We start from the raw sequence: 22,401 nt of genomic DNA, 5'->3' as shown, positions 1-22,401 counted from the left end.
CATGCAAGCGCTTCCCCAATTCAAACGCGTGGTCACCGGGCATGATGCCCATGGCCGCGCGGTCGTCTCCAGTCTCGGAGCAACCGCCAACGTCTTCGCACTGCAAGCGGTGCCAGGCACGGTGTTTCATGAAATATGGAACAGCAGCGGCAGTCCGGCACTGCTCGACAATGCCGATGATCCAACTAGCAAACCCTTACAGCTGAGCCCCGGCCCGCTAGGCAGTGTGATTCGTGTCGTCGACATTCCGCCGGACAGCGTGCAGAACCAGGTCAGCGATGCCTCTGCTGCGGCTGCATTTGCCGAGATTGGCCAGGCGCACGCCGGCACCGGTCACGCCAACGCGCGACACAAACTGATGCACCGCACCGAAACCCTCGATTACGGCATCGTCACCGAAGGCGAAGTGTGGCTGGTGCTCGACGAGACAGAAGTCCACCTCAAACGCGGCGACGTGGTGGTTCAGCGCGGCACCCATCACGCGTGGAGCAACCGTACCGAGGCCATGGCGCGCATGGTGTTTATTCTGCTGGACGGGCGTTTCGCCGCTGAATTGCAAGACTGCCCGGGAGAAAAATCATGAAGCTCGCAACCTTGAAAAACGGTAGCCGTGACGGCCAATTGGTGGTGGTTTCGCGTGACATGGCCCGGGCGCTGGACGCCCGTTCGGTAGCGCTGACCTTGCAGCAAGCCATCGAAAACTGGGCTGAAGCCGAGCCGCGTTTGCAAGCCCTGGCGCGTGAGCTTGAAAACCACGATTGCCGCGAGGCCTTTGCCTTCGACCCCGCGCAGGCGATGGCCCCGTTGCCGCGTGCTTATCAATGGTGCGATGGTTCGGCGTTTCTCAGTCACGGTGCACTGATGCAGAAGGCGTTCAACCTCGACCCGATCGAAGGCGCTGACCGTACGCCGTTGATGTATCAGGGCGCCGGTGATGACTTCATCGGCGCACACGATGACATCGAACTGCCGAGCGAAAGCCAGGGCATCGATTTCGAAGGCGAATTTGTCGTGCTGGTCGATGATGTGCCGATGGGCTGTTCGGCGGAAAACGCGTTGCAGCACATCAAGCTGATTCTGCAGATCAATGATGTCAGCCTGCGTGCGCTGGCACCGCGTGAAATGCGCACCGGTTTTGGATTTCTGCAAGCAAAACCGTCCTCCAGTTTTGCCCCGCTGGCGATTACCCCGGATGAACTCGGCGAAGCCTGGCGTGATGGGCGCGTCAATTTGCCCCTGCAAGTGCAATGGAACGGCGAGTGGTTTGGCCAGCCGCACGGCGCGCAGATGAACTTTCATTTTGGCCAACTGATCGCCCACGCCGCGTTAACCCGGCGCTTGCGCGCCGGCACCCTGATCGGTTCCGGCACGGTGTCGAATGCCGAGCGCAACGTCGGCTCGGCGTGCATCGCCGAACGTCGGGCCATTGAGATGATCGAGCACGGCGCGCCGGTGACAGGCTTTATGCGTTTCGGTGATCGCGTGCGCATGGACGTCACCGGCAGCGATGGCCGGTCACTGTTCGGTGCGATCGATCAACGCGTCGTCAAGGCCCACGGCTAAGGAACGCCCATGCGTGTACTGATTACCGGAGCCAATGGCTTTGTCGGTCGCGAACTGCTGCGTTGTCTGCTCGCGCGCGGCAGTTTGCGCGGGCAAGTCATTCGTTCGTTGCTGGTGCTGGACACCGATGTCCAAGGCCTGCCAGTCGATCCGCGCCTGCGTCGGCACAGCGGCAGCGTGACGGATGCGGCGTTGATGCGCCGTGTCTTGGCCGATGGCATTGATGTGGTGTTTCACCTGGTCAGCATTCCCGGCGGAGCAGCGGAGGCGCATTACGAATTAGGTTATCAGGTCAACCTGCTGGCCAGCCTCGAACTGCTTGATCAACTGCGCAACAAGGCGCGACCTCCGGTGTTGGTGTATGCCAGCAGCGTCGCGGTGTACGGCGCTGATCTGCCGGCGAAGATGAACGAGCAGGCTGAACTGCACCCGCAACTGTCGTACGGCACACACAAGGTGATGGTCGAGCGCGCGCTGATCGATCTGGGTCGGCGCGGTGAAGTCGACAGTCGCGCGGTGCGCCTGCCGGGCATTGTCGCGCGCCCACGCGAACCCAACGGGTTGCGCTCGGCCTTCATGAGCGACTTGATGCGTGCCTTTGCCGAGGGCGCTGACTATTGCTGCCCGGTGTCGCCGCAAGCGACGGCGTGGTGGATGTCGGCGCGCTGTTGCGTGAACAACTTGATCCACGCCGCTGAACTGGATGACGTCGCCGCGCAACAGCGGGTCTGGCAACTGCCGGTGCTGCAGTTGTCCATCGCCCAGGTCATCGATGCACTGGCGGCAACTTACGGCGAGCAACGCCGTGCGCTGATCAGTTTCGCCGCTGACCTTGACCTCGAAACCCTGTTCGGGCGCATGCCTCCCTTGAAAACCCCGCAGGCCCGCGCTGCCGGTTTCTGCCATGACGGCAACGTCGCCACGCTTATTCGCAACGCCCTCAATCCAGCCCTTTATCGGCCTCTGCCGTTGAACGGAGATACGCCTCATGTCACAGCCCATCCAGCGTAAACGTCGTCTGGTCGACCTTTCGGTGACCCTCGATAACAACCCGTATACAGACCCGCCGCCGCTGTTGCCGAAAATCGATTACATGGATCACCAGCAAGGCTGGCCGGAGATGGCGGCGATGTTTCCGGGTTTGCAGCTAGAGCAGATGCCCGGCAATGAATCGTGGGCCGCCGAGCGCTTGCAGATCACCACCCACAGCGGCACCCACATGGACGCGCCCTGGCATTACGCCTCGACCACCGATGGCGGCGAGCCGGCGTTTGGCATTGACGAGTTGCCGCTGGACTGGTGTTTGCAGCCGGGGGTCAAACTGGATTTTCGCCATTTGCCTGACGGTCACGTGGTGACGGCAGAAGAGGTCGAAGCGGAGCTGGCACGTATCGAGCGCACGTTGCAACCGCTGGATATCGTCCTGGTTAATACACGCGCCGGGGCGTTGTTTGGCCAGCCGGGTTATCTCGATGCCGGCATTGGCATGGGACGCGAAGCGACGATGTATCTGCTGGAACGCGGCGTGCGCGTGGTCGGCACTGATGCGTGGAGCTGGGACGCGCCGTTCAAGTACACCCGTGAACGTTTTGCCGCCAGCGGCGATGCCTCGATCATCTGGGAAGGGCATAAGGCCGGGCGCGATATTGGCTACGGGCAAATGGAAAAACTGGCCAACCTCGCATCCCTGCCAGCGAGCGGCTTCACGGTGTCGTGCTTTCCCTACAAAATCCGGCATGCGTCTGCAGGTTTTGTGCGTGCGGTGGCTATTTTCGAAGAGTGATCGGGCTGTTTGAGACATTCCTTTAACGACAGCAAGAGAACGGCAGGCTTTGAACACAGTGGACGGCGTTTGCCGCCGCCACTGTTTTGCGGCCATCAACCCGTCGGATTGCGCAGTCGCTCAATGATTCTACGGGCACGATTGGCACCGACGTCGACATGAATATCAATCATCGGGCGCGTACCGAACCGGCACATGTTCTGGTACTGCGCCTCGATCACCACTTTGTCTTCGTCGAACGTCAATCGCGTCTGATGCAGGACTTTGGCTGTGACGGCCTCGGGATCATGTTCAGGGTTGGTGGCCATGGTCCAGAAGTAGTGGCTTGAAGTGTCTGTTTCTGGCGTTACGCCGTGAAAACCACGCATGTGGAAACCGCCTCGATCCGGGTTATTCAAATCGTCAGTGCCTGCGTCGATCGCGCCGGTCCAGATGCGCAGGTGATTGACGTGAAACTCGATCTCCTGCCAGCGGTCGATGTTGCCTTTGAACGGATAGGCGGCGGTGTAGGTCGGCGGCGGAACGGAATCGGGCATGTGGCGAACCACGCGAACCATCGAGTCGTCGCTGTCCACACTCATCTGCGCGTTCATGTGAATGCTGGCGTTGCCACCAATGGTGTGCAGATGGACATAGCCCAGGTGACTCAGATCCATGAGGTTGTCGTGGATGAGTTGATAAGGCGCGTCGTAGTGGTAGACATCACCGTCGAACAGGTATTTGCCGCTGCTGTGCACGTCGTAGACCGGTGGCGAGAATGTCGGCTGCGGATGCTCAGCGCTGCCGAACCAGATCCAGATGATCTGATCCTGCTCCCGAACAGGGTAGGCAGGCACTTTGGCTTTGCTCGGAATCTTGTCCTGGCCCGGAATTTCGATGCATTTACCGCCTTCATTGAATAGCAGTCCATGGTAACCGCAGCGCAAACCGCGCTCCTCTACCGTGCCACCGGACAGGGGCAGTGCACGATGGCAGCAGCGGTCTTCCAGTGCGGCGACCTGGTTATCCGCCGTGCGAAAAAGCACTACCGGTTTGTTCAGTAACGTGCGGCCAAGCGGCTGGTTTTTCAGTTCCCGGCTCAAAGCCGCGACGTACCATTGATCGAGCGGGAAGCTCGACGCAGTGGCCGGGAGAATTTCGTGTGCAAGGGGCAGGGCAGCGGTGGTCATGATGTTCTCCGGCGAGCGGTCAAGGCTCGGTTCAGGTCAAAGGTCCAATACCAGGCGGGGCGATTTGGCACGTGAGCAGCATGGGGTGAAACGGTCATTGGCAGCGTGTTCGGCGGCGGTCATGAACTGGTCACGGTGATCGGCAATACCTTCGAGCAAGCCCGTGACGCAGGTGCCGCAGACGCCTTGCTCGCACGATGACTCGATGGCAATCCCGGCCTCATCGAGCACTTCGAATACAGTGCGATCGGCGGGGATGTAAAAAATCCGCCCTGTGCTCGCCAACTGAACTTCGAAGGGCGAATCAGCGCTAGCATCGACCGGTGCAGCGGCGAAGAACTCTCTGTGCACGCGATCTTCGGGCCAGCCAGCGGCGTGCGCGGTGTCGAAGATGAAATTCATGAAGCCGACCGGGCCGCATACGTAGAGGTGGTTTGTGGTATCTGGGGTGGCGAGGAGGGCGGTCGCATCGAGTTTCTGTGCAGGCGATCCGCTGTCGTCATGCAAATGCACGCGGCTGGCGAAGGGCGCTTGGGCGAGCCATTGGATAAACGCGGCACGCTCACGGGATCGAAAGCTGTAATGCAGCTCGAAATCTGCTCCTTGGTGGTAAAGTTCATGGGCCATTGCCACCATCGGCGTGATGCCAATGCCTGCGCCAAACAGCAGGTGGCGCCTGGCTGAGCCTGCGAGTGGAAAGAGGTTGCGTGGTTCGCTGATGCTGAGCGTCTGTCCCTGACTGATGGTGTCGTGCATCGCAGCGGAACCGCCGCGCGAGGCGGGATCTTTCAGCACACTGATGACGTAGCGATGACGCTCTTTGGAGTCATTGCACAGCGAGTACTGCCGGGTCAGACCTTCGGCAATGTGGATGTCGATGTGTGCCCCGGCGTTGAACGGCGGTAGGGGGCGACCGTCTGCTGAGCACAGCTCGAAACTGCAGATATCCTCGGCCTCGTCGACTTTGCGGGTGACGTTGACTTGAAGCATGACTTCTCCCTCCACATTGAAGTGGCTGCTGAAAAAAGAAAGGGGTGCGAGCGGGTGACGAATCAGCCGGGCAAGAAGAAGTAGAAAGGGTGGCTAATCATGGGCGCCAATAAAGGGCACGGGTGGGGAGCGTTCATAAGCAAGACCTGTTAATTATTTTTTTGAGGTTGTGCTACGGCGTATCATGCGGCGCATTGTCCGCAATGCTTGGCTGAGTGAATCCTCAGATAAATTGGTTGCGGTGTCAACCAATATGCAAGGTCTTTGATCTATGGTGTTTCCTCGATGGCTACTGATACACAACTGAACCTGTCGCGTTATGTACCTGGCCTGGTGACGTTCCTGGCGAACAAACTCGCCACCGGGGCCTCCCAGTGCTATCGCAAACACTTCGGAATCGGCGTGGTTGAATGGCGGATGCTTTCAATGCTGGCCGTTGAATCCGACATCACCGCCAATCGAATCTGCCAAGCCATCGGCCTCGACAAGAGCGCTGTCAGTCGTTCATTGCAGACATTGGAAGCGGCGGGGCGGATCACCAGTCAACTGGATCCCAAGGATGCACGGCGTTACACCGTGCGATTGACGGCCAGCGGTAAAGAACTGCATGACCGCGTGCTCAAAGTTGCACTTGAGCGAGAGTCGCGTCTGCTCAGCGGCTTGACTCCGGCTGAGGTTGATACATTGGTTGACTTGCTTGGGCGCCTGCATCTGCAAGTGCCCAATGTGAACAGCTACGACCCGAGTGAGGAATGAATCAGCGGAAGACCGAGATTTAGCTGTTAAATTCGTCGTTCGTCTTGAGTTTTCGCTTAACTACACTAAATGGTCGTTTAGTCGAGTTATTACATAATGTATTGAAAATCAATGGAGCAGGCCATGAATCCGAGTCAGATCAGTGCGTCGAACTTGATTGCATCACTAGACCTTGAACCTCATGTTGAGGGCGGCTATTTCCGCAGGACATACCAGGCTGATCACCGGGACATGCTTGAAACCACGAGCGGCTCACGCTTTCTGATGACGTCGATTTACTACCTGCTTACCGAAGATTCGCCGGTCGGCCAGTTTCATTTCAACCATTCGGACATCCTGCATTATTTCCATCTGGGCGATGCCATTGAGTACAGCTTGATCCTTGAAGACGGTTCACTGCAGACGTTGGTGATGGGCAGCGATGTTCTAGCCGGACAACATTTACAATTGCACGTACCGGGCGGAATCTGGAAAGCCTCCAGATTGCTGAATGGTTCGAACGGATTTGGTTTGATCAGCGAAGCAGTTTCACCAGGCTTTGATTTCGCCGATATGGAAATAGGAAGTCGGCAGAAACTCACAGCGCGGTATCCGCAGCATCGAGCGCTGATTGAAAAGCTGACGCGTGCCGAGGATTGAGAGCGGCACGTTTTAAATAGAGGGACCTACAGCCAACAAAGATCAGGTCGTTTGAAAGCGATGCTGGAGATCGAAATGGCGTGCGCAACCGGGCTGACTCCGTAATACTTTGTTACGTGTAATGTATATTATGTTAAATAGTGTTTCTGATCGGAACTTCCTCGGTTCACCTTTGACGCCAGGACGCCCTGACTCCCCGGCGTCCTGGTGATATGCAGGTTGAAAACCAAGCCATCGTCACGAAACTCTTCGCGGGTCTTACCGTCACTACTTGCGCTTCCCGGGCAATACCGTCCCCAATACCTGTTTAGCCGTTTGCACGATGACGCCCGCTTCGTCCGGATCACCCTTGAGCAACGTTCTGGCGAATTTCTTTGCCTGTTCCAGCTTGATATGCGGCGGCAACGGCGGCACATTCGGGTCGGTCTTGAATTCAATGACGACCGGTACTTCGGAAGCTAACGCCTGCTCCCAGGCTGCGGCCACGTCTTCCTCCCGATCGACAAAAATGCCTTTGAGGCCGATGGAGATGGCGAACAAATGGTAAGGCACATCCGGAATACTCTGCGAGGCAACGAATTTCGGATCGCCCTCCATCACGCGCTGTTCCCAGGTGACCTGATTCAGATCCTCATTGTTGAACACGGCGCAGATCCACTTCGGGCTGTCCCACTGTCGCCAGTATTTGGCGACCGTTATCAGTTCGGCCATGTTGTTCATCTGCATGGCGCCATCGCCCACCAGGGCGATCACCGGCCGTTGCGGGAAAGCGAACTTCGCCGCTATCGCGTATGGCACAGCGGCGCCCATCGAGGCCAGGCCACCGGAGAGCGAGCACTTCATGCCCTTGCGGATTTTCAAGTCACGGGCGAACCAGTTGGCGCAAGAACCGGAGTCGCTGGTGATGATGGCCTGCTCGGGCAGACGCGGGGACAACTCATACACCACCCGTTGCGGGTTAACCGGGTCGGCCTTGGCCATCGCGCGCTTCTCGAGGGTTTTATCCCAGCTCGCCCGCCAGCCTTCGATCTTTTTACGCCACTTGCGCAGTGGCTTGTGTTCGAGCAACGGTGCCAGTGCCGCCAGGGTCTCAGCCGCATCGCCGGCAAGGTTCACCTCCATCGGGTAGCGCAGACTGAGCATGTCCGGTTGCAGGTCGATCTGAACCCCGCGCGCCTGCCCTTCTTTCGGCAAGAACTCGGCATAAGGAAACCCCGATCCGATCATCAGCAGGGTGTCGCACTCCGTCATCAATTTGTAGCTCGGTTCGGTGCCGAGCAGACCGATACAACCTGTGACCCAAGGTAATTCGTCCGGTAATACAGCTTTGCCGAGCAGTGCCTTTGCCACTCCGGCGCCCAGTTTCTCGGCAATCGCAAACACTTGCTCGCTGGCGTGCAGCGCTCCGGCACCCACCAGAATCGCAACCTTCTCTCCCGCATTCAGCACATCGGCCGCACGTTGCAGATCCGCGTCATAAGGCAGCACTTTCGGCTTGCTGTAACCAACCCCCGAATGCGCAGTGCCGTGGGCCCTCGCCGGCGCCTTGTACTCTAAGTCCTGCAGGTCGTTCGGCAGGATCAACGCAGTCACCCGGCGTTCGCCAATCGCCGTGCGCACCGCACGATCCAGCAAGTGCCGGACCTGGGACGGCGCCGAGGCCTGTTGCACAAATGCTCCGGCCACATCCTTGAACATCGAGACCAGATCCAGCTCCTGCTGATAATGGCTGCCCAGTGCCGTGCGCGCCTGCTGCCCGACAATCGCCAGTACCGGCATGTGGTCCAGCCGAGCGTCGTACAGTCCGGTGATCAGGTGCGAGGCGCCGGGGCCGGATGTCGCGATGCACACACCCAGTTCACCGGTGAATTTGGCATGGGCGGACGCCATGAACGCCGCCATTTCCTCGTGACGCGCCTGGACGAATTCGATCTTGCCGCCCGCCCGGCTCAACGCACCGAAGACGCCGTTGATACCGTCGCCGGGATAACCAAAAATTCGCGTCACACCCCATTGGCTCAGGCGTTCGACCAGAAAATCACCCACTGTCACCGTCATGTCCGACCTCATCTTTTCATTGCGTATGACATCCCGGTGCGCCGACATCCACGACACGCTCGGGAGATGTAAAGGTCTGGACCGCCCGGCGGACGGCGAAGTTTCGATTAATTGCGGATCACGACGGAGATGCAAGACAGGGTGATAAGGCGCTCTTCATTGTGAGGACCACCGCCAGTCACTTCCCCCGCCTTTCATTATGAACTTACGCTCTCCGTGTGCCCTCTCCCACTTACATCCAGTGAAAGTCAGAGGTAGGACGCCATGAGAGCACTTACGTATCACGGCGCGCACAGCGTCAAAGTCGACAACGTTGCGGATCCAGTCATCCAGGACAGCGATGACATCATTCTTCGAGTGACGGCAACCGCGATTTGCGGATCTGACCTTCACCTTTATCGAGGAAAGATTCCAACCGTCGAGCATGGCGATATTTTCGGTCATGAGTTCATGGGGATCGTCGAGGAGGCAGGTTCAGCGGTGACCGCCGTGCAGCCGGGCGATCGGGTTGTCATTCCCTTCGTTATTGCCTGCGGCAGCTGTTTCTTCTGCGCAATGGATCTGTTCGCGGCCTGCGAAACTACAAATACGGGGCGTGGAGCGATCTTGAATAAAAAGGCGATCCCCCCGGGAGCCGCGCTGTTCGGATTCAGCCATATGTACGGCGGAGTGCCTGGCGGACAGGCCGAATACGTGCGTGTACCGAAAGCCAACACCGGGCCGTTCAAAGTGCCAGGGACACTGCCGGATGAGAAAGTTCTTTTCCTCTCCGACATCCTCCCGACTGCGTATCAGGCTGTAACGAACGCGGGGATTGGCAACGGCTCCAGCATCGCCATTTATGGTGCGGGCCCTGTCGGTTTATTAAGTGCAGCCTGCGCAAGAATGCTCGGGGCCGACCAGATTTTCATGGTCGATCACCATCCTTACCGCTTGGCTTACGCGCAGAAAACATACGGCGTAATTCCCATCAACTTCGATGAAGACGACGACCCTGCAGATACGATCATTCGGCAAACCAAAGGAATGCGGGGCGTCGACGGCGTCGTGGACGCGGTCGGGTTTGAAGCAAAAGGTAGTACGACGGAAACGGTTCTCGCGACACTCAAGCTCGAGGGAAGTAGCGGCAAAGCTCTGCGCCAGTGTATTGCAGCTGTCAGACGTGGTGGCATTGTGAGTGTCCCTGGAGTCTATTCTGGATTCATACATGGATTCCTTTTCGGGGACGCGTTTGACAAGGGTCTGACTTTCAAAATGGGTCAAACCCACGTGCATCGCTTCCTGCCGGAACTGCTCCATCACATCGAGGCAGGCCGCCTCTCACCGGAGGTCATCATCAGCCATCGTATGTCGCTGGAACAGGCTCCAGAGGGCTATAAAATTTTTGATAAAAAGGAAGAGGATTGCCGCAAGGTCATTCTGACGCCGGGCGATAGCGATGTGGCTCTACCGGAACACGATGTCAACACCACGGCGTTGGCCACGTAAATGTGTGAATAAAAGAAAGGACGTGAAATATCAAAAGATTGTGAGTCATCGGTGGGTCTTTGATTCGGGCCAGGGACCGACCGGCCGGGACGAAATTTTCCCCGTCCCGACCTGTCTGTCGGCGTTATATCTGACCACCGTTGCGCGCAGCGACGGCAACGGTGGTCGGTGAATCGGACAGTGGAACGAAGCGTCGAGTGGCTCCATCCAGCGCATCGATGCAACCTGCCTCGATGTCATAGACCCAGCCATGCAAATTCAAGCGTCCTTGCTCAAGCGCAAGCGCCACCGATGGATGAGTCCGCAGGTTCGCCAGTTGTGCGATCACGTTTTCACGAACGAGGCCATCGAGCTTGTCGCGTGGCGTATCGAACTCATGCGCCGCGTTGATCGCTTTCGCGGCGTCCGAGTGACGAAGCCAGTTGGCGACTGCCGGAAGATGATCCAGACACGTGCAGCGTGAAATCGCGCCCATCGCTCCGCAATCCGAGTGGCCGCAGATCACGATGTCCCGTACGCCGAGCACTGCAACTGCATATTCGACGGTGGCCGAAACACCACCCGGTTCAGGACCATATGACGGCACAATGTTGCCGGCGTTGCGGATCACGAACAGCTCACCCGGCTCACGCTGTGTGAGCAGTTCAGGCACTACACGACTATCCGAGCACGTGACAAACAACGCCTTTGGGTTTTGCTCTGTCGCGAGCTGCCTGAAAAGCTCGACGCGTTGTGGATACACCTCGCGCTGAAACCGCAGAAAGCCATCAATAATGTCACGCATAAAGTCCTCCAAAGCCTGATTCCGGATGCCGAGACGAGCACTCGATGCCTTCGCGCCTCAGTGGGGCGTCATTATTGCAGACGTCGCATGCGAGTGCGCGGCCTCACACCGCTCAAGCTTCGTTTCAAACCTGTTAGGACCAAAACCCCCTGTGCGGTTCAGCCGCCTCCACCTCCAGCATCGGCCCCAACACACTGACCTTGCGTTGCCCCTTGGCGAACACCTCGCGGCACGGCAGCGAGAACGTCGGATTCTCCGGATGGTCCCCCGTCAGTCCCAGCAAGGCATGCTCCGACAAGGCATAGACCACACGTCCGATCCCCGTCCAATACACCGCGCCGGCGCACATGCAGCATGGCTCGGCGCTGGTGTACAGCGTGCACAGTTCCAACTCCTGCGGCGACAGCAGTTTTGCCGCTGCCGCCGCTGCCACCAACTCGGCATGCTGGGTTGGATCACCTTCCGGGGGCATCGAGTTGTTCCCCGCTTCGACAATCACCTTGCCGTTGCGGTCGGCCACCAATGCCGCGAACGGATGGCGACCGCGTTGCTTCGATGCCTCGGACAAGGCAATGGTCTGGCGCAGTAACGTCAGATCAAGCGCGCTGATGCCAGCCGGGATGAGTTCAGTCAATTGATTCATGGGTAACTCCAGGGCAGTGGAAAACAAAAGTCAGTCGGCCAGTTCAGCCGATGTAGCGCCGATGGTTTCGGTCGTTTTTTTTTCATCGTTGAGCAGGATGTTGAGGACGATGGCGGTGATCGCTCCGAGAAAAATCCCGCTGTCGAGCACCAGTTTCAGGGTCGGGCCGACGTGTTCGAACAGCGCCGGAAAGGACATCGGCAGCACCCCGACACTCACTGACACGGCGACGATAATGCCGTTGCGCGTGCCCTCGAATTGCACCCGTGACAGTTCCTGAATCCCCGCCACCGTGGTCATGCCGAACATCACAATCGCGCAGCCACCGAGCACCGGCGTCGGCACCGCGGCGATCAACGCGCCGAGTTTCGGGAACAGGCCCATCAGCACCATGATTGCCCCGGCAGCGGCCACAACGAAGCGGCTTTTAACGTTGGAGAGCGCAATCAAGCCGGTGTTCTGAGTAAAGGCGTTGTAAGGAAAGCTGTTGAACAAGCCACCGAGCATGGTCGACAAGCCATCGGCGCGGAATGCATTGCCGAGGGTCTGTTGCGTGGTCGGTTTGCCGGTCAATTTGCCGATCGCCAGACAGTTGCCGGTGGTCTCGGCCATGATGACCAGCATCGCCAGGGTCATGATCAGAATCGGCACCGGCGCGAATTCCGGCGCGCCGAATGCCATCGGCGCACTCAGCTCAAACCACGCCGCTTCGCTGACCCGATTGAAGTGAGTCATGCCGCAAGCCGCTGCGATCAGGCTGCCGACAAAGAGGCCAATCAGCACGCTGAGGTTGCCGATGAACCCCCTGAATCTGGCGTAGATCACCAGCGTCACACTGACCGTGGCCAAACCGAGCAACAGGTTGGCGGGATTGCCAAAATCTGCCGCATCGGGATTGCCACCCCCCAGCCATATCGCCGCCGCCGGCATCAGCGAGATGCCGATAATGGTGATCAGGCTGCCAATCACCACCGGCGGAAAAAACCGCAACAAGCGGCTGAACACCGGTGCCAGCGCGACGGTGATAAATCCCGCCGCGATCACCGCGCCGAAAATCTGACTGAGGCCGAACTCTTTGCCGATCATGATCATCGGCGCCAGGGCAATGAACGAGCAGCCCTGAATCAGCGGCAGGCGGGCGCCGAACTTCCAGAAACCGAGGGTTTGAATCAGCGTCGCCACACCAGAGGTCAACAGGTTGGCGTTGATCAGCAACACGACTTGCGCCGAGGTCAGCCCCATCGCGCTGCCAAGAATCAGCGGCACCGCCACCGCTCCCGCGTACATCACCAGAACATGCTGCAAGCCAAACGTGAACAACTGTCGCAGTGGCAAAACCTCGTCCACCGGATGAATGCGTTGTGTGGTCATTTCACACGCTCCTGAAGGTGCGGCATCTGTTGAGATTGCGGGCATGCCCAGGGCGTTTGAAGGTGGATCCGCCCCGGAGATCGTTTGACGCGGGGCCATAGTTGAACGTTTATTGCGATGAAACAAATTAGCAACCATCGCTTTTTCCGATGGCACGAATCTGGCATCCGCTAGCCGCTCCAAACCTTCATTTTCGAACCGGGAGTTCAATGCTTGCGCTTCTCACTCGATCAACTGTTGATGTTCGTCCAAGTAGTCAAAAGCGGATCGTTTTCCGCCGCCGGGCGCAAACTGGGCAAGACCCAATCGACCATCAGCGCAGCGATTGCCAACCTCGAAACCGACCTTGGCGTCGACCTGTTCGACCGCAGCAACCGCAGCCCTGCCCTCACCGCCAGCGGCCACAAATTGCTGGTGCAGGCCGAAGCCGTGCTTGAACGCTGCATGACCTTCGAAGCCCACGCCGATTGTCTGTCGGAAAACGTAGAGCCCAGCCTGACACTGGCCATTGAAACGCCGTACGGCCCGATCATGCCGGTGCTCAAAGCCTTCGAAGCAGCCTTCCCCTTTGTCGACCTGATCATTCGTCATCCGGTCCATGGAGACGTCAGTGAACTGGTCAGCAGCGGCGAAGCGGTGCTCGGTGTGGCGTTCTCACAGCCTGGTTACCCCAAGGAGCTGGCGTTCCAGCAACTGGGCAAACTGATCATGCTGCACGTCTGCCATCCCCGGCACCCATTGGCGCAACTCGAAAACGTCACGTTCGAGGACCTGCACGTCCATCGCCGCCTGGCCTTCAGCGCCCACGCGAGCAAACTGCCGAGCAGCGAATATCTACGTTCGACCCAGTTGTGGCAGGCGGAAAGTTATCTGGCGTTATTGGAAATGGTCCGCGCCGGACTCGGCTGGGCCACCCTGCCCCGCCAACTCATTCAGCGTGAACTGGCCAAGGGTGAGCTGGTGGAACTGCAGCTCTCGGCGTATCCGCATACCGACTGGCAGATTGGTGTGGATTTGCTCTGGGCGCGGCAGCGTCCGTTAGGTAAGGCAGAGCGATGGCTGAAGGAGAAGTTGCAGGGCAACAAGGTGTATGAACTGGATCGCAACGGGCAGACCACCACGCTTTGAGATCAATGCAGATGGAACAAGTCGCCTTACGCCTGCCCGATGCTTTACCAATCCCCTGCTTCAGATTTGCGATAAACCACCATCGACCATCAGCTCCACGCCGTTCACGTATCTGGCGTCGTCCGAGGCGAGAAACAGTGCCGCGCTGGCAATTTCTTCGGGTTGCGCCATGTAGCCCAATGGCGTGATTTGCTCGACGTGCTGGCGCAGCGCGGCAATGTCGCTCTCGCTCATTTTCAGCCCGTTGTCCATCAGCGGTGTGCGGGTGAAGCCAGGGCTCAACACGTTTGCGCGGATTTTGCGGTCCTTGAGCTCATTGGCCCACGTGCGTGCAAACGATCGCACCGCCGCCTTCGACGCGTTGTACAGACTCAATCCTTCCATGCCGTTGCTCGAACAGATCGAGGCGGTCAAAACGATGGACGAAGCGTCTTTCATCAACGGAAGAAGCGTTTGAACGCTGAAGAAAACGCCTTTCACGTTCACGTCGAACATGGCGTAGTAAGCAGCCTCGCTGGTCTCTCCGAGCGGATTTTTCTCACAGATCCCGGCATTTGCGAACACTGCGTCCAGCCGATCGTCGCGCGTTTGGATTGTCGCTTTGAGCGTGTCGAGATCGGCCTGAAGCGAGACATCGGAAACCACCGCGACAGCTTTGTCGCCGAGTCTGGCAACTGCCGCCTCCAGCCTGTCTGCTGCCCGTCCAGTGATGTAAACGCGTTTGGCGCCCTCGGCGATCAAGGCTTGCGCGATGGAAAACCCGATCCCTGTGGAACCGCCGGTCACGACGGCAACCTGATCGCTGAATTTACCTGACATGTCTGACTCCTCGGTCGCTGATGAAGGGAATGTCTGAAACGACCTGGCCCATGGTGAGCGTCAACGGCGCAGAACGGCACTGACAGGAATGAACGTTGGCCGTGCAGTTTTGTGAGGCGAAAACGCAGTAGCGATTGCCTAAATTGGGACGCGGCGACCTGACCCGGGCAGGCGCGAAGCCTTGCCCTTCAGTCGTCGTCAAACCTGAGTTTCCCTACAGGATGCCTGTCATGTCTCGAATCGAAATCGAAGTGCCCGAACTCCGGCGCTGGTTGATGTTTGCCATCTTGCTCGTCGGTGCGTTTCTGCCGCCCCTGGATTTTTTTATCGTCAACGTCGCCCTGCCCTCGATACAGGAGGATCTGGGGACAGGCTCCTCTGCCGAGCAGCTGGTGATTTCTTCCTATGCAACGCTCTATGCAGTGACGCTGATTACCGGCGGACGACTCGGCGATCTGTACGGCCGCGGGCGGATGTTCTTCCTTGGCCTGCTGGGCTTCGCCGCCGCGTCGCTGATGTGCGGCGTGGCGGTTTCGCCGTGGATGCTCATCCTCGGACGCGCCTTGCAGGGTGTGACCGCCGCGGTAATGGCCCCTCAGGCACTTGCATCGGTGCAGGCGATTTTCCCAGTGTCGGAAAGACCATTGGCATTGAGCATTTACGGGGCCGTATTTGGACTGGCGTCTGTGATCGGTCAGGCACTGGGCGGCTTTTTGATTGAGGTCGACGTGTTGGGCATGGGATGGCGCGCGATCTTCCTGGTCAACCTGCCGATCGCGTTGCTGGTGATTGCGTTCGGCATCCGTGTGCTCAAAGAAACCCGTGCGCAACACGCGAGCAAGCTGGATCTGGTGGGCACCGCGTTGTCGATGCTGACCCTGACCACCCTTGTGGTGCCGTTGATTGAAGGCCGCGAGGCGGGATGGCCGTGGTGGGCCTGGCTGTCGCTGGCCGCCAGTCCTGTGCTGGCGGTAGTGTTCTGGCGCTACGAGAGCTGTTTGCACCGGGCCGGAGGAACTCCCATCCTCGCCCCGGCCGTACTGAATGCACCGGGCCTGGGGCGAGCGCTTCTGGTCGCGCTTTGCTTCTATTCAATCGGTGTGTTTTTTCTGATGTTTTCGATGTACATGCAAAGCGCATTGCATATGAGCGCACTGCATGCCGGCCTGATCTTTCTGCCGTTTGGCGCGGGATTTCTGCTCGGTCCCCTGTCGGTTCCGCTCCTCAGGCGCGTCCTCGGGGGCTACGTGAATCCGGTAGGAATGGGGCTGGAAGTAGTCGGATTACTATGGCTGGGCTGGCTCGTGTCAGTGACACCGACTACCCTCGCCCCGCCCTTCACTTCCATGACGGTCATCCTGTTCCTCATCGGTCTGGGACAAGGGCTTGGCCTGCCGACGTTGATGCGCATGGTCACGGGCCGGGTAGCGCCGGCGTATGCCGGGATGATCGCAGGCATTACCAGCGCAACGCTGCAGATCAGCACATCGCTGAGCGTCGCACTGATTGGCGGTGTGTTTTATACCTTCCTCGGAGAACCGGCGACGGCGGTCAGCATCACTCATGCGTTCACGATCGCTGTTCTGTGCATCGCCGTTTGCCTGGCCGTAGGGGCAACGATAAGCCTGACGTTAGCGCGCGAGCCAGCGACGGTAGCGCAAGCCTCGGCTGTTCGCCCGACCTGAGGCGCGCTACCCCGCACCGATCATGTTGGAGGCAAGGTCAGCCAGTGCGCGCAGCCGGTCCATCTGGCGCATGTCCTGGTGATACCCCATCCAGATATCCCGCCCTGGCGGTGGCTCGTCCTCATCCAGCAGTCGCAGTCCCGGCACGGAATCGCCGAGGACGCGGGGCAACACCGCAACACCCAGCCCCTTCGCGCACATCTGTGCCTGAACCGTACGGCTGCTGCTGGTGAACACGGTGCGGGCCAGCGGATAGCGTTGCTGCAGCCATTGCACGTCCGGGTAATGGGCCTGGGCGATGTTCATCAGGATCAGGCCAAGCCCCTTGCCGTCCGGCTGCGGCGCCGGGACATGCAAAGCCGCGTATAGGCCGTACGACAGAGTTGTCAGCTTGCGGTGCACTATGTCGGGTTCGGTGAAAGGCACGATCCGGAAAGCGATGTCGGCATCCCGGCGGGCAAGGTCGAACAGTCGATGCCCGGCGATGACTTCGGGAACGATCAACGGGTAGCGGTGCACCAGTTCGCTGAGAACCGGCGACAAAACATGACAGGCGAACCAGTCGGCTGAGGATATCCGCAACAGGCCTTCAGGCTGATCACCATGCCCCGCCAGACGCCGCTCGATGGCCAACGCGCTGTGCTCCATGTCCTGCGCCAGACCGAGAATCCTCTCGCCACTGTCCGTGAGCACCAGCCCCTGGGCGGTCCGCAGGAAAAAGGCTTGCCCACTGGTTTGTTCAAGCACCTGCAAGCGCCGTCCGACCGTCGGATGACTGACCCCCAACTCCCTGGCGGCTCCGCCCAGCGAGCCGTTGCGGGCAATCGCCAGGAAGATCCGCATGTCACTCCAGTCCATGCCCTCGCCCCGTACAAAAATGAACATTGAGTGGTCAGCTTATAGTTCAAGTAGATGGCTGTTCATGAATATCGATTCAATCAGCCGATCTGATCAGCCTCGCGACAATGACTTCAAACGCTCCACCAGCGCGGCTTCGAAAATGATGTACAGCCTCTCGGCATCACCAGCACGCAAGGCCCCGCCGGTTTCCAGTCCCAGCACGAAACCATCCGCCCGCGCCCCTGCCTTGACAGCAATGATCATCGAGTCTGCCCGGACAATCTGCGCCAGCAGTCGATCCGCTTCTCGCTGAATCTTGTCGCCCAACACCACGCCTTCCACATCGCCACCCAATACGTTCAATTAGACATCCAGTACATGACCGCGATAACCGCTGAAACCCAGATGATGGTCAATACAATCGAGTAACCAGCCAGTTGTTTGTCCATTTTCACCACGGCATCAATATGAATCTGAATGATGGGTCAGGATCGTCCGGCTCGCAACGTCAGCTCGTCCCCTTCATCCATCGCACTTCGGGTAAATGTCCGGACTCCGATTTGTAACAGAACCCCTTTCAGCGACAAGGGTCTGCTCTCTTAATACACCTCGGAAATCTATCCAATGTCCGCGCAACGCAGTCTCGTCATACTCGCTCGGGGCGGATACGCCGCTCGCGGAGTGCTTTATTTGATCATCGGCATATTCGCGTTATTGGCGGCCCATGATTCGACAAAACCCAAGGACAGTCACAAGAGTCTGGAAGCCTTGCTGAGCCAGCCGTTCGGCTATTTTCTGGTGGGCCTTGTGGTGGCGGGTCTGCTTGCGTTTGCCGCCTGGCGCGTCCTGCAAGCGATACGCGATGTCGATCATCACGGCACGCAGCTCAAAGGGCTGGTGATTCGTGCAGGCCTGTTTGCAGGAGGTCTGGTCAACGGTGCTCTGGCGTTTTTTGCGTTGGGCCTGCTTGTGAGTGGTAGCCGCAGTTCGAACCATTCCGCAGAGCAGACCAAAGACTGGCTGGCGCATCTTTTGTCGTGGGAACACTCGAATCTATTGTTGTACCTGATTGCGCTCATTCCGCTGGGGGTTGGCGTTGCGCACATCATCAAGGGCTGGAAGGCCTCGTTCGAGAAGTATTTTGAGGCCGACGAAGAGGTCATGCGCTATGTCCGTCCGGTGTCTCGCTTCGGTCTGATCGCACGCGGCGTCGTGTTTATGGAGATTGCTTTGCTGCTGGCCGTCAGCGGTTCCGCTTATCAAGCCATGGACCCGCCTGGCATGAAGGAAGCGCTGGACGCGCTGCAGAATCTACCCGCTGGATGGCTTGTCCTGATGGTGATGGCCCTGGGGCTGATTGCGTTCTCGGTTTACAGTTTCTCGGAAGCGTGTTGGCGCAAGATCAATATGGATGTGCTTCAGTAACTGAAGTCATGCCCCAACTCACGCTGCATCCATTCCAGAAAACGCCTCACCCGTGGAAAACCCGCATGCGCCTTCGGGAAAACCAGGTGGTGTGCGGTGATCGGGGCGCTCAACCCAGGAATGACTTCGACCAACTCGCCGCGCGCCAGGTAGTCCTGCGCCAGCAGCGTGCTTTCCAATGCAAATCCAAGCCCGTGGCTGGCGGCTTCGAGGGTCATGTAGGAGCGGTCAAAGCTCAAGGTATAGGGGCTTTCAGGGCGCGACAGCCCGTGTTGAGCAAACAGTTGCGGCCACTTGATCAGCGTCGCTTCCGACAGTATCAGGTTGCAGTCCAGCAAGTCGGCGACGGCGCGGATGGGGCGTTTTTCCAGAAGCTTGGGTGATGCGAGGACTGCGATTTTTTCGTTGCGCAGCGTACGCACTTCGAAACTTGGCCAGTTCGGCATGCCGTGGCGGATGTCCACGTCGATCTTGTCCCGACTGAAGTGCAGCGATTCATAAGAGCATGAGAGGTTGAGCTGAATGTCGGGATGGCTCTCGCGAAACTGTTCCAGGCGCGGCATCAGCCACAACAGGCCGAAGCTGGGTGATGAATGCAATCGCAGGCAGTCGAGGCTGACATCACTGGTCGCGCGCTCTGTTGCCACCGCCAGGCTGTGCAGGATGCCGGATATCTCGGACAGGTATTGCTCGCCCACGGGCGTCAACGTCACTCCCCTGGCCGTTCTGAGGAACAACTGCCGCCCGATCATCGCCTCGAGTTTGGCCAGTTGGTGACTGACTGCCGAGGGTGTCAGGTCCAGCACTTCGGCCGCACGCGCGACGTTGCCAAAGCGCGCAGTTTGCTCAAAGGCCTGAATGGCTTTCAGGGGTGGCAGGATCGGCGGTGCTTCGCCAGATGAACTCATGATGAGGGTTATTCCGCTGCAAGTGGCTGAGGCCGGGCGTTCGGCTATTCAAACACCACAACCGCATGTTGGCGAGTGCTGAATTTTTTTCAGCATCCAGTGAAGTTTGCGTTATTGCTCAGGGTCGTTGCGGGAGACAAGCTGAGTCATCGGTTCTGCACGGACCGACTCAATAACAACAATCAGAGGTTTCTCCCATGCTTCTTCAAGGCAAAGTCGCGATCATCACAGGTGCTGCCTCCGCACGTGGTATCGGCCGCGCGACAGCTACGACCTTCGCTCAACATGGCGCCCGGGTGGTGATTCTGGATCTGGACGCATCCGCTGCCCGCGATGCCGCTGCCTCTTTGGGCGAGGGTCATCTCGGCCTGGCTGCCAACGTCGCCGACGAGTCCCAGGTGCAGCAGGCTGTCGCGACCGTCATCGAACACTTTGGGCGGATCGACATACTGGTCAACAATGCCGGCATCACCCAACCCCTCAAGACCCTCGATATCCGCCCCGGTGATTACGACAAGGTGCTGGACGTGAGCCTGCGCGGTACGTTGCTGATGTCCCAGGCGGTGATTCCGCTCATGCGCCAGCAAGCCAGCGGCAGCATTGTGTGCATGTCTTCGGTTTCCGCGCAGCGCGGCGGCGGCATTTTTGGCGGGCCTCATTACAGCGCCGCCAAGGCCGGTGTGCTGGGCCTGGCCAAGGCCATGGCGCGTGAACTGGGGCCGGACAACGTGCGCGTCAACTCCATCGCTCCCGGCCTGATTCACACCGACATTACTGGCGGCCTGATGCAGGACGAGCGCCGCCACGCGATCATCGACGGCATTCCGTTGGGTCGCCTGGGCGAGGCCCAGGACGTGGCCAATGCGGCGCTTTTCCTGGCCAGCGACCTGTCCTCCTATCTGACCGGCATCACCCTGGATGTGAACGGCGGCATGCTGATTCACTGACACACGTGGCGGGCCTCGCGGCCCGTGCGGTTCTGGATCGATGATACGGCCGGGCAGACTTGCCCGGCGGTCAATAAAAACAAGAGATCAGACCATCATGACTACCCTGTCGCTCGAAGCCGTTTCGGCGGTGCGTTCCAACGCCTACCGTAAAACCGCCTGGCGCCTGATGCCGTTCCTGATGCTGTGCTACCTGTGCGCCTACCTCGATCGCGTCAACGTCGGCTTTGCCAAACTGCAAATGATGAACGATCTGGCGCTCAGCGAAACAGTCTACGGGCTGGGCGCGGGCATGTTCTTCATCGGCTACTTTCTCTGCGAAGTGCCCAGCAACATCATCCTGCACAAGGTCGGCGCGCGAGTCTGGATCGCGCGCATCATGATCACCTGGGGCATTGTTTCCGCCCTCTTCGCCTTCGTCGAAACCGCCTGGCAGTTCTACGCCCTGCGCTTTCTGCTGGGCATTGCCGAAGCCGGCCTGGCGCCGGGTCTGCTGCTGTACCTCACCTACTGGTTTCCGTCCTACCGGCGTGCACGCATGACGGTGTTGTGGTTCATCGCTATCCCGTTGTCGGGCATGGTCGGCGGTCCGCTCTCCGGCTGGATCATGAACCACTTCGCCGGTATGCACGGCTGGGCCGGCTGGCAATGGATGTTTGTGCTGGAGGCTGTGCCTACGGTGGTTGTCGGACTGTTGGTGCTCAGCTATCTCAAGGATGGCGTGCATCAGGCCAGTTGGCTCAACGACGACGAAAAAGCCCTGATCGCTCGTGAGCTGGCGGAGGACGACCAGCAGAAAGTGACGCATGCGTCCGTGGGCGAATTCATTCGTGACCGTCGCCTCTGGCTGCTCGCGGGGATCTATTTCTGTGTGGTGATGGGGCAGTACGCAATTACCTTCTGGCTGCCGACCCTTGTGCGTAATGCCGGGGTCTCCGATCCGATGAAGATCGGCTTGCTGACCAGCCTGCCTTACCTCTGTGCCATCGCCGCCATGTTGCTGGTCGGACGCAGTGGCGACAAACATCGCGAACGCCGCTGGCACCTGATCGTGCCGATGATCGCCGGGGCCATCGGCCTGACCCTCGCGGCGCTGATGGGAGGCAATGTGATGCTGTCCATTCTCAGTCTGTGCCTGGCGGCTTCCGGCATCCTGTCCGCGACCTCGCTGTTCTGGATGCTCCCCACCACGCTGCTCGGTGGTGTCTCTGCTGCGGCAGGCATCGCCGCCGTCAACAGCTTCGCCAACCTTGCCGGCTTCTGCTCGCCCTACCTGATTGGCTGGATAACCACACTCACAGGCTCCAGCGCTATCGGCATGTATCTGATCACCGGCGTGCTGCTGATCGGCGCCTCGCTGGTCCTGCGCATTCCCGCTGCCTTGGTCAATCGTTGATTCACAGGA

The 22,401-nt window shown here is 59.0% G+C and carries 22 protein-coding genes; 12 read left to right on the top strand and 10 right to left on the bottom strand.

Going from position 1 to position 22,401, the window contains the following annotated elements:
- The first annotated feature begins 1 nt into the window (after nt 1).
- Genes PDR5_RS14740 through PDR5_RS14725 form a run of 4 tightly spaced genes read left to right on the top strand, consistent with a single transcriptional unit; the run spans nt 2 to nt 3,346 of the window.
- On the top strand, nt 2-583 hold the full coding sequence (locus PDR5_RS14740; protein ID WP_064596605.1) for a cupin domain-containing protein: 582 nt from the start codon (nt 2-4) through the stop codon (nt 581-583).
- A complete protein-coding gene (locus PDR5_RS14735; protein WP_064596603.1) occupies nt 580-1,563 on the top strand; it encodes a fumarylacetoacetate hydrolase family protein in 984 nt (327 codons plus the stop codon). Before PDR5_RS14740 ends, PDR5_RS14735 begins: the two co-directional genes overlap by 4 nt.
- A 9-nt stretch (nt 1,564-1,572) precedes the next feature.
- Nucleotides 1,573-2,574 carry an NAD-dependent epimerase/dehydratase family protein gene (locus tag PDR5_RS14730; protein WP_064596601.1) on the top strand — a complete coding sequence of 334 codons (1,002 nt, stop codon included), beginning with the start codon at nt 1,573-1,575 and terminating at the stop codon, nt 2,572-2,574.
- Entirely contained in the window at nt 2,552-3,346 is a 795-nt protein-coding gene (locus PDR5_RS14725; RefSeq protein WP_064596600.1) for a cyclase family protein, read from the top strand. The genes PDR5_RS14730 and PDR5_RS14725 overlap by 23 nt, the downstream gene beginning before the upstream one ends.
- 95 nt (nt 3,347-3,441) lie before the next feature.
- Here the strand turns inward: PDR5_RS14725 and PDR5_RS14720 are convergent, their stop codons facing one another.
- The gene (locus tag PDR5_RS14720) at nt 3,442-4,515 is read right to left on the bottom strand and encodes an aromatic ring-hydroxylating dioxygenase subunit alpha (protein WP_064596598.1); all 1,074 of its coding nucleotides are present in this window, start codon (nt 4,513-4,515) and stop codon (nt 3,442-3,444) included.
- A 36-nt stretch (nt 4,516-4,551) separates the two neighbouring features.
- Nucleotides 4,552-5,505 carry a PDR/VanB family oxidoreductase gene (locus PDR5_RS14715; RefSeq protein ID WP_064596596.1) on the bottom strand — a complete coding sequence of 318 codons (954 nt, stop codon included), beginning with the start codon at nt 5,503-5,505 and terminating at the stop codon, nt 4,552-4,554.
- Nucleotides 5,506-5,790: 285 nt separating this feature from the next.
- Here PDR5_RS14715 and PDR5_RS14710 point away from each other — a divergent pair, with 285 nt between their 5' ends.
- Nucleotides 5,791-6,261 (top strand): MarR family winged helix-turn-helix transcriptional regulator, encoded by a 471-nt coding sequence (locus PDR5_RS14710; protein ID WP_064596594.1) that lies wholly within the window; start codon nt 5,791-5,793, stop codon nt 6,259-6,261.
- A 123-nt stretch (nt 6,262-6,384) separates the two neighbouring features.
- On the top strand, nt 6,385-6,900 hold the full coding sequence (locus PDR5_RS14705; RefSeq protein WP_064600825.1) for a cupin domain-containing protein: 516 nt from the start codon (nt 6,385-6,387) through the stop codon (nt 6,898-6,900).
- A gap of 267 nt (nt 6,901-7,167) precedes the next feature.
- Here PDR5_RS14705 and PDR5_RS14700 read toward each other — a convergent pair whose 3' ends face one another.
- On the bottom strand, nt 7,168-8,958 hold the full coding sequence (locus PDR5_RS14700; protein WP_064596592.1) for a thiamine pyrophosphate-requiring protein: 1,791 nt from the start codon (nt 8,956-8,958) through the stop codon (nt 7,168-7,170).
- 264 nt (nt 8,959-9,222) lie between these two features.
- Here PDR5_RS14700 and PDR5_RS14695 point away from each other — a divergent pair, with 264 nt between their 5' ends.
- Nucleotides 9,223-10,446, top strand: coding sequence for a zinc-dependent alcohol dehydrogenase (locus tag PDR5_RS14695; RefSeq protein WP_064596590.1), 1,224 nt, complete (start codon nt 9,223-9,225; stop codon nt 10,444-10,446).
- A 124-nt stretch (nt 10,447-10,570) separates the two neighbouring features.
- Here the strand turns inward: PDR5_RS14695 and PDR5_RS14690 are convergent, their stop codons facing one another.
- The 3 genes from PDR5_RS14690 to PDR5_RS14680 form a co-directional block, all read right to left on the bottom strand.
- Nucleotides 10,571-11,230 carry a carbonic anhydrase gene (locus PDR5_RS14690; RefSeq protein WP_011334144.1) on the bottom strand — a complete coding sequence of 220 codons (660 nt, stop codon included), beginning with the start codon at nt 11,228-11,230 and terminating at the stop codon, nt 10,571-10,573.
- A gap of 133 nt (nt 11,231-11,363) precedes the next feature.
- Complete coding sequence (locus PDR5_RS14685) at nt 11,364-11,873, bottom strand: nucleoside deaminase (RefSeq protein ID WP_064596588.1); 510 nt, start codon at nt 11,871-11,873, stop codon at nt 11,364-11,366.
- Between the two features lie 30 nt (nt 11,874-11,903).
- Nucleotides 11,904-13,244, bottom strand: a complete 1,341-nt coding sequence (locus PDR5_RS14680; RefSeq protein ID WP_064596586.1) for a nucleobase:cation symporter-2 family protein — start codon at nt 13,242-13,244, stop codon at nt 11,904-11,906.
- A 213-nt stretch (nt 13,245-13,457) separates the two neighbouring features.
- On the opposite strand from PDR5_RS14680, the gene PDR5_RS14675 reads away from it, so the two are divergent.
- On the top strand, nt 13,458-14,372 hold the full coding sequence (locus PDR5_RS14675; protein WP_064596585.1) for a LysR family transcriptional regulator: 915 nt from the start codon (nt 13,458-13,460) through the stop codon (nt 14,370-14,372).
- 60 nt (nt 14,373-14,432) lie between these two features.
- Here PDR5_RS14675 and PDR5_RS14670 read toward each other — a convergent pair whose 3' ends face one another.
- Nucleotides 14,433-15,191: an SDR family NAD(P)-dependent oxidoreductase gene (locus PDR5_RS14670; protein WP_064596584.1), complete on the bottom strand. Its 759-nt coding sequence runs from the start codon at nt 15,189-15,191 to the stop codon at nt 14,433-14,435.
- Between the two features lie 230 nt (nt 15,192-15,421).
- Here PDR5_RS14670 and PDR5_RS14665 point away from each other — a divergent pair, with 230 nt between their 5' ends.
- A complete protein-coding gene (locus PDR5_RS14665) occupies nt 15,422-16,876 on the top strand; it encodes an MFS transporter (RefSeq protein WP_064596583.1) in 1,455 nt (484 codons plus the stop codon).
- Between the two features lie 6 nt (nt 16,877-16,882).
- Here PDR5_RS14665 and PDR5_RS14660 read toward each other — a convergent pair whose 3' ends face one another.
- Together PDR5_RS14660 and PDR5_RS14655 are read right to left on the bottom strand one after the other, a co-directional pair.
- Nucleotides 16,883-17,734: a LysR family transcriptional regulator gene (locus PDR5_RS14660; protein ID WP_064600823.1), complete on the bottom strand. Its 852-nt coding sequence runs from the start codon at nt 17,732-17,734 to the stop codon at nt 16,883-16,885.
- Nucleotides 17,735-17,827: 93 nt separating this feature from the next.
- Nucleotides 17,828-18,058, bottom strand: a complete 231-nt coding sequence (locus PDR5_RS14655) for a hypothetical protein (RefSeq protein ID WP_011334137.1) — start codon at nt 18,056-18,058, stop codon at nt 17,828-17,830.
- A gap of 282 nt (nt 18,059-18,340) precedes the next feature.
- On the opposite strand from PDR5_RS14655, the gene PDR5_RS14650 reads away from it, so the two are divergent.
- Nucleotides 18,341-19,141 carry a DUF1206 domain-containing protein gene (locus tag PDR5_RS14650; protein WP_064596581.1) on the top strand — a complete coding sequence of 267 codons (801 nt, stop codon included), beginning with the start codon at nt 18,341-18,343 and terminating at the stop codon, nt 19,139-19,141.
- Here PDR5_RS14650 and PDR5_RS14645 read toward each other — a convergent pair.
- The gene (locus PDR5_RS14645) at nt 19,135-20,049 is read right to left on the bottom strand and encodes a LysR substrate-binding domain-containing protein (RefSeq protein WP_011334135.1); all 915 of its coding nucleotides are present in this window, start codon (nt 20,047-20,049) and stop codon (nt 19,135-19,137) included. The two genes, PDR5_RS14650 and PDR5_RS14645, sit on opposite strands and share 7 nt — an antisense overlap.
- Before the next feature lie 197 nt (nt 20,050-20,246).
- Between PDR5_RS14645 and PDR5_RS14640 the strand changes: the two genes are divergently transcribed.
- Together PDR5_RS14640 and PDR5_RS14635 are read left to right on the top strand one after the other, a co-directional pair.
- Nucleotides 20,247-20,996 carry an SDR family NAD(P)-dependent oxidoreductase gene (locus tag PDR5_RS14640; protein ID WP_064381592.1) on the top strand — a complete coding sequence of 250 codons (750 nt, stop codon included), beginning with the start codon at nt 20,247-20,249 and terminating at the stop codon, nt 20,994-20,996.
- A gap of 97 nt (nt 20,997-21,093) precedes the next feature.
- Entirely contained in the window at nt 21,094-22,392 is a 1,299-nt protein-coding gene (locus PDR5_RS14635) for an MFS transporter (protein ID WP_064596576.1), read from the top strand.
- The last annotated feature ends 9 nt before the right edge of the window (nt 22,393-22,401 follow it).

The organism is Pseudomonas sp. DR 5-09, assembly GCF_001655595.1.
Lineage (GTDB): Bacteria > Pseudomonadota > Gammaproteobacteria > Pseudomonadales > Pseudomonadaceae > Aquipseudomonas > Aquipseudomonas pharyngis.
This window is presented reverse-complemented; position numbering and strand designations above follow the sequence as displayed.